An 11600-nucleotide genomic window follows, 5' to 3' on the forward strand; every position below is an offset into this window, starting at 1 on the left:
TCTTATTCTCAAAAGTAACCGCGAACAATAATAATAAGCTATGCGACTGAGTAGCATCAAACTGGCCGGCTTTAAATCTTTCGTAGAGCCAACCAAGATCCCGTTTCCTGACCAGATGACATGTGTGGTTGGGCCAAACGGCTGCGGTAAGTCTAATGTTATTGATGCAGTTCGCTGGGTACTGGGAGAAAGCTCCGCGAAAAACCTCCGTGGCGATGCCATGACGGACGTTATTTTTAACGGTTCGACCAAACGTAAACCTATCTCGCAAGCTTCTGTAGAACTGATTTTTGATAATACTCAAGGCCGGTTGCCCGGCACGTTTGCAGATCGTAACCAAATTGCTATTAAGCGCTTAGTGACGCGAGATGGCCAATCTCTTTATTTTTTAAATGGTAGTAAGTGCCGTAAGCGCGATATCACGGATATCTTTTTAGGTACTGGCCTAGGTCCTCGCAGTTACGCAATTATCGAGCAAGGGATGATCTCTCGCTTGATCGAAAGTAAGCCGCAAGAGTTAAGAGTTTTTTTAGAAGAAGCCGCCGGAATTTCAAAATATAAAGAGCGTCGACGAGAAACTCAAACTCGCATCAAGAGTACTCGCGAAAACATGGAGCGTTTGCTCGATGTTAGGCAAGAGCTACAGAGTCAGCTAGATAAACTGGCACTTCAAGCACAACAGGCGAGCGAATATAAGTCTTTAAAGTCGCAAGAGCGTGACTTAAAGTCGTGGATAGCAATTTTAAAGTGGCAAAGCCTTGAGCAAAAGCAGGCAATAAAAGCCAAAGAAATTGCCAAACTCAACGAAAAATTAGCATTTTTTAATGAAGCTCACAGTGGCCATGACAGCATTTTGGCGACGCTAGAACATGAAATTAAGCATTTCAATGATGGCTATGAGCAAGCACAACATAGCGTGCACCGAATTGAAACCCAGTTGGCAACGCTTGAGCAACAGAAGGTCAATCTAACTGAAAAAAAGCGTCAGCTTATTGAGCAGTCCCAAATACTGAAATCACAACAGCAAGAAGTGATTGAGGCGCAAGACGAGCAAGCCGAGTATGTGGCGAGCAGTGCTGAAAAAGTCGCTGAAGTTTCTGAGCGACTTGAGATTGCGCTATTGCAATTGGAAGAAATTCAACTCACAAATGAGCAAAGTGACACAGAGCAAACTCAATTAGAAGCACAGTATAATGACGCGCAGAAGCAGTATCAACAAATACATGCTCAGGTACAGCAAGGGGCAAGCCAATTAGCGCAACAACAGCAAGCTAAACTGCACATAGATAAGCGTCAGGCTGAGTTGCAGGAACAGGCTGACGCGCATCACGCATCTATGTTGGAAAATGACTTGGCTAAAGCTCAGGATGCACATCATCAGTTAGTTCAAGCGATGGCTAAATTACAAAGCCAAGCTGGTAAGTTGCAAGGTCAAGAGAAAACCAATAAAGAAGAAATCTTACAGGCACAGACTCATGCTCAAAAAGCGCTTCAGGCGTTACAAGAAGTGCAATCTGAAATAAAGGCGTTATCACGCTGGGCAGAGGAAACGTCGGAGACTTCTGCTACGACTATGTTATCGCAGCTTGTTGTTGAGTCTGGGTATGAAGAGTGCGTGGAGGCGGCACTGCTTGGGTTGACGCATTTAGTCGTTGAGCAACGCGAAATGAATACGCTATGGCCCACTGAACTCGAAGTTCCCGCTGATTCCGTTGCGACAAAAATAAGCTCAGGGCTGTTCCCCAGCTTTTTAACGAAAATAAAATTATGTGCTGAATCTACAGACTTTAAATCGTGTGAACAATTCCTTCTCGGCGTGACGGTCGGTGGCATTATTGTGGGAGATAACTTTAAGGCCAAGACGAAAAGCAATGAAGAGAGTGGCGCGTTAAAACGCTATGCCCAATTGCAGTCATGTCATACTCAACTTCCTCATTTGCAACAACTCGCAGAAGAGGCTGAACAGGTTGTAGCACAAAAGCGTATTGCTCTTGAAGACACGCAAGTTGGTTTATTAGAAATACAGCAATGTGTTCACGAAAAGGCCCAAGCAATCGCCAGCCATAAAACCAAAGTTGAAATGCTGGATGAGAATCTGAGCGCTTGGCGTGAGCAAGGACAGAAAATTCAGGAACAGCTTGATGTCATTGCTCAAGAACGAGGCGAGGTCATCGAACAACTTGAGCTTTATACTGAACAGCAATTACAACGTGATGAGCTGCTAGCGCAAGCACAACAAACACAACAGCTGGCCGAGGCTAAGTTGACCGAGTTCAAGCAATATAGTCAATCTCGACGGGCCGCATTACAAGAAGCGCAGCAATTAGTTCATACCACTAAACTTGCGTCGCAGCAGGCAGAAAGTGAACTACAGCTCAGCAATTCTAAGTTGGAACACTTGCAACATCGTCGCGATGAAATAAACCAGCGCATCGAGCAAACACAAGAAGATATTTTGCTTTGTGAAGAGCCGCTCGCGGAGGCACATGAAGACATTGAATTATTGCTCGCCCAACATCTAGAAGCTAAGGCGCAAAAGCAAACGATGTTGGATACGCTCAACCAAGCCAAGGAAAACCTTTCCCAAAAACAAGCGGCATTAAAAGATGCACAAGGCGAAGTGAGTAAACTCAATGAGTCTTTGCAACAAGTGAAACTTGAAGAGCAAAGCTTGATGATAAAGGCGCAAGCGGTACTTGAACCTTTGCAGGAGCTTGGTCGGACGCTAAAAGCGGAACTGGCGGAATTACCTGAAGACGCAAACTTGGGCCAGTATCAAGCCAATTTGAGTCGAGTCAGTAATGATCTTGGTAAGTTAGGGGCTGTAAACTTAGCCGCAATTGAAGAGTTTGAAGAAGCGAAGGTACGTAAAACCTATTTAGATACACAGCTGGATGATCTCACTAATGCGTTAGAAACGTTAGAAGCGGTGATCAGAAAAATTGATAAAGAGACCAAAACCCGCTTTAGTGCCACCTTTAATCAAGTGAATGAAGATTTAGCTGAGTTGTTTCCTAAAGTGTTTGGTGGAGGGAATGCATATCTAGAATTGACTAGCGATGACCTGTTAGAAAGTGGTGTTTCTATCATGGCAAGGCCGCCTGGTAAGAAAAACTCGACAATTCATCTGTTAAGTGGTGGAGAAAAAGCGCTGACCGCATTATCATTGGTGTTTTCAATATTCAGGCTTAATCCAGCCCCATTCTGTATGCTGGATGAAGTAGATGCACCGCTTGATGACGCAAACGTAGGGCGATTCTGTCGTTTGGTTGAAGAAATGTCGCAAACAGTGCAATTTATTTATATCAGTCATAACAAGGTCGCTATGGAAATGGCGGGTAGACTGACGGGGGTAACCATGGCAGAACCCGGGGTGTCGCGCATGGTTGCCGTAGATATAGAACAAGCGGTGCAAATGGCACAGGCATAACAACAAAAAAGGTGAGCAATGGCCACAGAGTTAAGATGGGCATTAATCGTGATCAGTGCGTTGGTCATAGGCGGGTTACTCATACATGGACTTTGGTCTGTTCGTAAGAAGAGCAGCGATAAAGCTTCTAAAAAGGAGCCCAATGAACTCAAAGAGCAAACGCCGAATCACGATAAAGAGCCTGACGAACCTGAAATTGGAGAGATGACCTTTAGTGCGGTAGATGACGAGCCTGCGACTGAGGGCATTATAACGACGGAAGAGTCTGAAACTGAGGTGCAAACTGAGAGCAGTGGATCTGAAGAGGCTGAGCCTGAAGAGAGTACATTAGAGCCACAAGACTTTATTATTCTTCACGTTGATATGCCTGAAGGCCTGAAAATGGCAGGTTCAAGGTTGTTACCAACCGTGTTAAGCCTTGGATTTAAATATTCTGATGAGGGCTTCTTCAATCGCCATTTAGAGCCGTCCGGAAACGGTCCTGTGTTATTTAGATTGGTAAACATGTACAACCCAGGTACGTTTGATATCGATAACATGGAGCAATTTAGCACCGCTGGCATTAGCCTATTTATGACCTTACCTTGTGAAGGCGATAACTTGGCTGCATTTAATATGCTTCACAGTGCATCGAAAAAACTAGCTGAAGAGTTTGGCGCAACTGTACTTGATAAAGACCGCGAACCGTTAACGGTTGAAGCCGTGCGCGGTTATGTTGAAAAAGTGCGTGAATTCGCCGCTTAATCGCTACTTAGAATCATTTTTAAGCCACTGGCATCCGCTGGTGGCTTTTTACGTTTAGAGGTTTAAATGTCAGACAACATTGAAAGCCAAGTTGCTGCTCTGAGGCAGCAACTCGAAGATTACAATTACCAATATTATGTTTTAGATAACCCAAGTGTGCCTGATGCGGAATATGATCGTGTGATGCGCCAGTTGATGGCGCTTGAGCAGCAGCATCCTGAGTTACAAAGTCCTGATTCCCCATCACAGAAAGTGGGTGGTGAAGCGCTTAGCAAGTTTGAGCAAGTAACACACAGAGTACCTATGTTGTCGCTCGATAATGCCTTCGACGAGAGTGAATTTACGGCATTTAATCGCCGTTTAAAAGAGCGCCTATTGACAAGTAAAGATGTTACTTTTTGCTGTGAACCAAAGCTCGATGGCTTGGCGGTGTCTATTTTGTATCGTGATGGTGTGCTCGTTCAAGCGGCGACAAGGGGAGACGGTCAAGTTGGGGAAAACATCACTGAGAACGTCAAAACCATTCGCAATATTCCGCTGAAACTGCGTGGAGAACATATTCCGCATGAAGTAGAAGTGCGTGGTGAAGTCTTTATGGATACCGCGGGTTTCATTAAGCTAAATGAAACGGCGCAAGCGAAAGGTGATAAGACCTTTGCAAACCCAAGGAATGCGGCAGCGGGAAGTCTGCGCCAATTAGACTCAAAAATTACCGCTAAGCGTCCATTGATGTTTTATGCTTATTCTATGGGTTTAGTTGAAGGCGGTGATCTGGCCAACGAGCACTATGCGCAGCTACAGCAATTACAAGGTTGGGGCTTGCCAATGAGCCCTGAGACAAAGCTTGTCGATAATGCACAGCAAGCTTTGGCTTATTATCAAGATATCATGACGCGCCGTGCTGAGCTTCCCTATGAAATTGATGGCGTAGTGATCAAAGTGAATGATAAAGCGCAGCAAGAGCAGCTTGGTTTTGTTGCTCGTGCGCCGCGCTGGGCGATTGCATTTAAGTTCCCTGCACAAGAAGAGATCACTCAGCTGCTTGATGTTGAGTTTCAGGTCGGTCGTACTGGGGCGATCACGCCCGTCGCACGCTTAGAGCCTGTTTTTGTTGGTGGTGTTACGGTATCGAATGCCACGCTTCATAATGGTGATGAAATTGCGCGTTTAGGTGTAAAGATTGGTGATACCGTTATTGTACGCCGAGCTGGGGATGTGATCCCTCAGGTAACTCAGGTCGTGTTAGATAGGCGTCCAGATGATGCCAAAGAGATTGAGTTCCCAGATACTTGTCCGGTGTGTGATTCTCATGTTGAACGCGTTGAAGGAGAAGCGGTTGCGCGTTGTACTGGCGGTTTAGTGTGCCGTGCACAACGTAAAGAAGCAATTAAGCACTTTGCATCGAGAAAGGCCCTCGACATAGATGGCCTTGGCGACAAAATAGTTGAGCAGTTAGTTGAGCGCGAGCTAATCAAAACCCCTGCCGATCTGTTTATCTTAAGACAAGGGCATTTTGAGTCTCTTGAACGTATGGGACCTAAGTCTGCTAAAAACTTGGTTGCGGCACTTGAAGAAGCAAAGCAAACAACGTTAGCCAAATTTTTGTATTCGCTTGGGATCAGAGAAGTCGGTGAAGCGACAGCACAAAACTTGGCAAATCACTTCCTGACGCTTGAAAAAGTGATGGCCGCCTCCATTGATACTCTACAGCAAGTAAGTGATGTTGGTGTTGTTGTTGCGCAGCACATTCATAGCTTTTTTGCCGAGCAGCACAATCAAGAGGTGGTAACTGCATTGATTGAAGTGGGTGTAACTTGGCAAGATGTGGCAGCACCGTCAGAGGATGCACAGCCTTTAGCAGGGCTAACTTATGTGTTGACTGGAACCTTGAGCCAACTGAACCGCAGCGATGCTAAAGCGAGATTGCAAGCGCTTGGCGCTAAGGTCGCGGGTAGTGTGTCGAAAAATACGGATGCAGTTTATGCCGGCGAAAAAGCAGGCTCTAAGCTCACTAAGGCACAAGAGCTAGGTGTTGAGGTGTTCGATGAAGAGGCGCTGATCGCACTGTTAAACAAATACGAGTAGTAAAATGAAATCAGTAACACGATACGGCCCTGAATACTGGGATAAATATGGCGTTTATCGTACGCCAATCGCTTTTAATTTAGCGCTGGTTGTGTTGCTCCGCCCGTTGCTTATTTGGGTGTTTTCCGCACTTGCGAGACGCCCTGACTTGGATTTGATGTCGCTATTTTTTGAGTCTAAGTTTCACTTTTTTGTCGCGACAGGGATCGCTTGTATCGCGCTCATACCAACCGTTGTGTTTTCTCTTCGGCGGCCAACAAGCTCTTCAAAGCTCGCAGCCGTCTGGCGTTATATGCGTTTGCCACTTATATTAACAGCAGTACTCGATTTGGCGTGGTTGATCCTGCAAGCTGGGAAAACCCATTATAGTTTTTCTCCTTATATTGCCGTACAAATTGTATTGGTGAGTTGGGTACTTTTATATTTAATTAAAAGTCGCTATCTAAGCTGCTTTTTTGGCGATTGGCCACTTCCTGTTGAAGAGCAAAAGACAGAAGTAAACAAGAGAGAGAATTGAGATGTTAAAGTGGTTAGATATACTAAACTTTGCCAGAAATGGTAATCCTGTTGCTCCTCGCAGAGTTGATAAATCGGACCAGCAATGGCAATCAGAGCTTGCTCCAGAAACTTACATGATCACTCGGAAAAAGGGGACCGAGCGACCGTTTAGTTCACAAAGTTGTCAGCTTTTTGAACCTGGTAAATACTACTGCGTATGCTGTGGCGAGCTGTTATTCGATGCCGAAGAAAAGTTTGATAGTGGCTCTGGTTGGCCCTCGTTTACACAGCCTGCAGCAGTGGAAGTGGTGGCGTATCATGGCGATAAGAGCCATGGAATGACGCGCATCGAAATCACTTGTAACGTGTGTGATAGCCACTTAGGTCACGTATTCCCTGATGGCCCTGAACCAAGTGGACTGCGTTATTGTGTTAATGCCCTTGCAATGGAAAAGAAATAGCTCAATTGCGATAAAACAAGTGATTACTCAAAGTCGAGTTTCATTTCATGTAGTTTAGCTTTGAGTTTACCGTAGCGGATCTGCTGTTCACTATCCAACTCAGACTGATTTAGCAAGGTAGTACAACGCTTTGCTAAATTGGAATTAAAAGTACTTCCTGACTTAGCACAACTATCACTCATACATTGCAGTAAATTTAGCGCTATTCCTGAGTTTTTAGGCATAATTCTAAATGCTTGAGTGAATGCCTCCAAAGCGGTTTCATATTGTCCTTTGTTAAACTGTGTGACCGCATGATTATTGAGCTCTCTTGGGCCCATGGTGATCTCTTTTTTCTCTTGCTGCTGCTGATATAGATAGTGCATTGTGATGGGATCTGCGCTTGAGTTATGGCGTTCACAGTGTGCAATAACTTGACTAAATAGCTCCTGAGCTTTGTGGTTTAATCCCACCTCATGTAGTGCTTTTGCTTTGTCTAAAGTGGAATCTACCGAGCGAATAACGGGTTCATCTTCTAACTGTTCTAGCAGTTGTTTCGCTTTTTTATGCTCATCTTTTAGATAATGGACGCGGGCGTTGAGGACATCGATTTGCGCTTGAGTTTGCGCGTTTGGAAATTGCTGTTTTAAATCACTCAGGTATTGTTGCGTTTGCCTTGTGAGACGAGTGACTTGGTCTGATTGATCGGTACTCAAGGCAAAGTCTATTCCTGCTCGTGCGGCGTTCAAATACACTTCTGGTTTGTCATGGATCGAGTAGCGCGCGAAACTTGCGATATCTTTATGCGCTTTATAGCTGGCTTCATAGTCGTGATTAATTTGCGCAACTCGACCAAGTGACTGTTGCCTATTTATGTTTCTGGGTGCCATCTCAATTGCTTGCTCTAACAATTGTTGGGCATTCTCATATTGGTTTAGTTTTATTTCGAGTTTGCTTAATAAATCGAGCGCAGGAAGACGAGTTTCCGGTCGCTCTATTAAGGTTTTCAACATCTTCTGAGCAATAACATCTTCATTGTTGGTAATAAGCGCCTCGACCAAGCCTAGCTTTGCCCATGTAAACTTTTGCAGAGCCAAAACCGACTTGTAAAAAGACTTTGCTTCTTCTAATTGATTGAGTCTGAGTAGAAGTTCTCCTTTTAGCTTTAGGAGTAGGGAAGTGTAGTTATGATCTTTGTTGTCTAGTTCTAGATCTAGCGCTTTTAAGGCCTTTGAATAGTTCTTATCGTCTACAAGCAAGTTTATATGCCTTAAAGCCTGTTTACGCTTTAAAACTCGTTCTATACGGTTTTGTAGTTCTTTTATTGAAAAGGGCTTAACTAAAAAGTCATCGGGTTGGAGTTCGATAATACTATGGACTAACTCGGGGCTAGTTTCAGAAGAAATAAAAATAAAAGCGGTACTTGAGCGAATTAACTGTTTGGACCGTAACTCTTCATAAAATTGATAGCCATTTTGCTTTTTTGCTAAACCAAAAGAGCATACGATGAGATCAAACTTATTGATAGTGCAAAGCTCTTTTGCACTGTCTGCACTTTCTGCAAATTTTAAATTTCTGAAATCTAACTGTTCTAAAGATTGTTTCATATAGCTCAATGCTAATGGTTGATCTTCAACGATTAACATTTTGGCATTTTGAATAGATGGAGCTGACATAGAAACAATTTTTAGACAATGGCTTTGCTTCTAGTCTAGTACTTAGGTGTAGTTTTGAAAACAAAAATTAACTCATTTTTAGTAGGTTAGTCTATTTAGCTTGTCCCAACTATTTACTGAGGTTAGTGTCAAAATAGTTAAGGGTATAACCAAAATTTGGGAGGCTGAGTAGAGTATCTAATTAGTTAGTAAATGAGAAAAACGAGGTTGTTTCTATGGACTTTATGGCAGGTTTAAGTTTATTCAGTTTGATGTGCTGTTTGAGTATGTGATAAGTAATAACGACTGTACGGAAAGTGAAGTGGTGTAATGGATTTAAAGCTGTGACTTTAGCCTTAGTGCGATGTTTTGCATAGACCACTCTATCTAGAAAATAAAGTGGTGGGTTGTACTGGACTTGAACCAGTGACCCTCGCCTTGTAAGGGCGATGCTCTCCCAACTGAGCTAACAACCCGAATTGTGTTTCAATTTATACTCTTGAATAGAGTTATGGTGGGTTGTACTCGACTTAAACCAGTGACCCTTGCCTTGAACAGGCTTAGTGCGATGCTTTGCATCGACCACTCCATCTAATAAAGGATAAAGTGGTGGGTTGTACTGGACTTGAACCAGTGACCCTCGCCTTGTAAGGGCGATGCTCTCCCAACTGAGCTAACAACCCGAATTGTGTTTCAATTTATACTCTTGAATAGAGTTATGGTGGGTTGTACTCGACTTAAACCAGTGACCCTTGCCTTGAACAGGCTTAGTGCGATGCTTTGCATCGACCACTCCATCTAATAAAGGATAAAGTGGTGGGTTGTACTGGACTTGAACCAGTGACCCTCGCCTTGTAAGGGCGATGCTCTCCCAACTGAGCTAACAACCCAAATTGTGTTTCAATTTATACTCTTGAATAGAGTTATGGTGGGTTGTACTGGACTTAACCAGTGACCCTTGCCTTGAACAGGCTTAGTGCGATGCTTTACATCGACCACTCCATCTAATAAAGGATAAAGTGGTGGGTTGTACTGGACTTAACCAGTGACCCTTGCCTTGAACAGGCTTAGTGCGATGCTTTACATCGACCACTCCATCTAATAAAGGATAAAGTGGTGGGTTGTACTGGACTTGAACCAGTGACCCTCGCCTTGTAAGGGCGATGCTCTCCCAACTGAGCTAACAACCCAAATTGTGTTTCAATTTATACTCTTGAATAGAGTTATGGTGGGTTGTACTGGACTTGAACCAATGACCCTTGCCTTGCTCAGGCTTAGTGCGATGCTTTGCATCGACCACTCTATCTAATCAAGAATAAAGTGGTGGGTTGTACTGGACTTGAACCAGTGACCCTCGCCTTGTAAGGGCGATGCTCTCCCAACTGAGCTAACAACCCAAATTGTGTTTCAATTTATACTCTTGAACAGAGTTATGGTGGGTTGTACTGGACTTGAACCAGTGACCCTCGCCTTGTAAGGGCGATGCTCTCCCAACTGAGCTAACAACCCAAATTGTGTTTCAATTTATACTCTTGAATAGAGTTTAATGTCCAATTCTAATCTAAGAGTAGAAGTGGTGGGTTGTACTGGACTTGAACCAGTGACCCTCGCCTTGTAAGGGCGATGCTCTCCCAACTGAGCTAACAACCCAAATTGTATTACAACGTCTGCCGTTGTGGGGCGGTATTATAGGTTTAGTTTGAAAAGAGTCAACACTTAACTTTAAAAAACTATACTGTGTGATGTTTTTATGCTCAATGCTTTAAGCTCTTCATTATAGAAGAGGTGAGGGGCCTTATATTTTTGGTCCAAGAATCATCTTATTTTGGGGGAAAGTAAGTTGCTGTGCTTTGCATGTTATAGCGAAAAATTAAGCAGGGTTGGATACCATGCGGAATAAGAAAAGAGCCGTAAATCACTCTGGCCTAATTGGATTTAAAACAAAAAGGCAGAGGTTCGGTAACTATGCGTTTTAAATTGTGTAATAAATAATCCAATTCAAGGTGTTAGGCTTGCAAAGGGAAGTGGTTTGGTTATATTCTACGCTTCTTGATTTAAAATGAATCAGTTAGAAAAAACTTTCATAAAAGTTGTTGACTTTATTTTTGCTCCTGCATAGAATGCGCCCCGCACTCAGCGATACAGGCTAGCAGTTCAGGTCTGACTATTATGGGGCTATAGCTCAGCTGGGAGAGCGCTTGCATGGCATGCAAGAGGTCGACGGTTCGATCCCGTCTAGCTCCACCAATTTATCGTTAGTGCATATGTCCTAGTACATAATTCAAATGGCAACGCCTCGAGTGCGAAGTTGTTTGATATTGTGTCCCCTTCGTCTAGAGGCCTAGGACACCGCCCTTTCACGGCGGTAACAGGGGTTCGAATCCCCTAGGGGACGCCACTTACTTTGGTAAGTAACTCGGTTAGCAAGAGAATAAACCGCTAAATAAAGTCCTAGTGACACAGAAATAGCAAGTCTGTGATTTGCAAAAAATTCTGCGTCCCCTTCGTCTAGAGGCCTAGGACACCGCCCTTTCACGGCGGTAACAGGGGTTCGAATCCCCTAGGGGACGCCACTTACTTTAGTAAGTAACTCGGTTAGCAAGAGTATAAACCGCTAAATCAAGTCCTAGTGACACAGAAATAGCAAGTCTGTGATTTGCAAAAAATTCTGCGTCCCCTTCGTCTAGAGGCCTAGGACACCGCCCTTTCACGGCGGTAACAGGGGTTCGAATCCCCTAGGGGACGCCA

6 protein-coding genes and 11 tRNA genes are annotated in these 11600 nt (G+C 44.1%); 9 read left to right on the top strand and 8 right to left on the bottom strand.

The window, feature by feature from the left end; translation table 11 throughout:
* The first annotated feature begins 40 nt into the window (after positions 1-40).
* The 5 genes from ABMY45_RS22585 to msrB all read left to right on the top strand — a co-directional run bounded on the left by ABMY45_RS22585 (position 41) and on the right by msrB (position 7218).
* Positions 41-3430 (top strand): AAA family ATPase, encoded by a 3390-nt coding sequence (locus ABMY45_RS22585; protein ID WP_349289531.1) that lies wholly within the window; start codon positions 41-43, stop codon positions 3428-3430.
* A gap of 18 nt (positions 3431-3448) precedes the next feature.
* The gene (gene zipA, locus ABMY45_RS22590; protein WP_174169728.1) at positions 3449-4174 is read left to right on the top strand and encodes a cell division protein ZipA; all 726 of its coding nucleotides are present in this window, start codon (positions 3449-3451) and stop codon (positions 4172-4174) included.
* A 66-nt stretch (positions 4175-4240) separates the two neighbouring features.
* Complete coding sequence (ligA, locus tag ABMY45_RS22595) at positions 4241-6259, top strand: NAD-dependent DNA ligase LigA (protein WP_206473054.1); 2019 nt, start codon at positions 4241-4243, stop codon at positions 6257-6259.
* A 4-nt stretch (positions 6260-6263) separates the two neighbouring features.
* Complete coding sequence (locus ABMY45_RS22600; protein ID WP_206473052.1) at positions 6264-6776, top strand: DUF2919 domain-containing protein; 513 nt, start codon at positions 6264-6266, stop codon at positions 6774-6776.
* A gap of 1 nt (position 6777) precedes the next feature.
* Complete coding sequence (msrB, locus tag ABMY45_RS22605) at positions 6778-7218, top strand: peptide-methionine (R)-S-oxide reductase MsrB (RefSeq protein WP_174169730.1); 441 nt, start codon at positions 6778-6780, stop codon at positions 7216-7218.
* 23 nt (positions 7219-7241) lie between these two features.
* Here msrB and ABMY45_RS22610 read toward each other — a convergent pair whose 3' ends face one another.
* The 8 genes from ABMY45_RS22610 to ABMY45_RS22645 form a co-directional block, all read right to left on the bottom strand.
* The gene (locus ABMY45_RS22610; RefSeq protein ID WP_010607591.1) at positions 7242-8873 is read right to left on the bottom strand and encodes a response regulator; all 1632 of its coding nucleotides are present in this window, start codon (positions 8871-8873) and stop codon (positions 7242-7244) included.
* Between the two features lie 379 nt (positions 8874-9252).
* A tRNA-Val gene (locus ABMY45_RS22615) sits at positions 9253-9328 on the bottom strand.
* A 131-nt stretch (positions 9329-9459) separates the two neighbouring features.
* Positions 9460-9535: transfer RNA gene (locus ABMY45_RS22620), tRNA-Val, on the bottom strand.
* Positions 9536-9666: 131 nt separating this feature from the next.
* Positions 9667-9742, bottom strand: a tRNA-Val gene (locus ABMY45_RS22625).
* 224 nt (positions 9743-9966) lie between these two features.
* Positions 9967-10042: transfer RNA gene (locus ABMY45_RS22630), tRNA-Val, on the bottom strand.
* A gap of 131 nt (positions 10043-10173) precedes the next feature.
* Positions 10174-10249: transfer RNA gene (locus tag ABMY45_RS22635), tRNA-Val, on the bottom strand.
* 36 nt (positions 10250-10285) lie between these two features.
* A tRNA-Val gene (locus ABMY45_RS22640) sits at positions 10286-10361 on the bottom strand.
* Between the two features lie 65 nt (positions 10362-10426).
* Positions 10427-10502 (bottom strand) — tRNA-Val (locus ABMY45_RS22645).
* 521 nt (positions 10503-11023) lie between these two features.
* On the opposite strand from ABMY45_RS22645, the gene ABMY45_RS22650 reads away from it, so the two are divergent.
* The 4 genes from ABMY45_RS22650 (at position 11024) to ABMY45_RS22665 (ending at position 11600) form a co-directional block, all read left to right on the top strand.
* Positions 11024-11099: transfer RNA gene (locus ABMY45_RS22650), tRNA-Ala, on the top strand.
* A gap of 75 nt (positions 11100-11174) precedes the next feature.
* Positions 11175-11250, top strand: a tRNA-Glu gene (locus ABMY45_RS22655).
* A gap of 99 nt (positions 11251-11349) precedes the next feature.
* Positions 11350-11425 (top strand) — tRNA-Glu (locus tag ABMY45_RS22660).
* Between the two features lie 99 nt (positions 11426-11524).
* Positions 11525-11600 (top strand) — tRNA-Glu (locus ABMY45_RS22665).

The organism is Pseudoalteromonas sp. XMcav11-Q, assembly GCF_040104525.1.
Lineage (GTDB): Bacteria > Pseudomonadota > Gammaproteobacteria > Enterobacterales > Alteromonadaceae > Pseudoalteromonas.

Bases quoted from the DNA above. Each gene is read 5' to 3' on its own strand.
- ABMY45_RS22610 (WP_010607591.1), bottom strand. From the start codon at position 8,873: ATGTCAGCTCCATCTATTCAAAATGCCAAAATGTTAATCGTTGAAGAT.
- ABMY45_RS22600 (WP_206473052.1), top strand. From the start codon at position 6,264: ATGAAATCAGTAACACGATACGGCCCTGAATACTGGGATAAATATGGC.
- ligA (WP_206473054.1), top strand. From the start codon at position 4,241: ATGTCAGACAACATTGAAAGCCAAGTTGCTGCTCTGAGGCAGCAACTC.
- msrB (WP_174169730.1), top strand. From the start codon at position 6,778: ATGTTAAAGTGGTTAGATATACTAAACTTTGCCAGAAATGGTAATCCT.
- zipA (WP_174169728.1), top strand. From the start codon at position 3,449: ATGGCCACAGAGTTAAGATGGGCATTAATCGTGATCAGTGCGTTGGTC.
- ABMY45_RS22585 (WP_349289531.1), top strand. From the start codon at position 41: ATGCGACTGAGTAGCATCAAACTGGCCGGCTTTAAATCTTTCGTAGAG.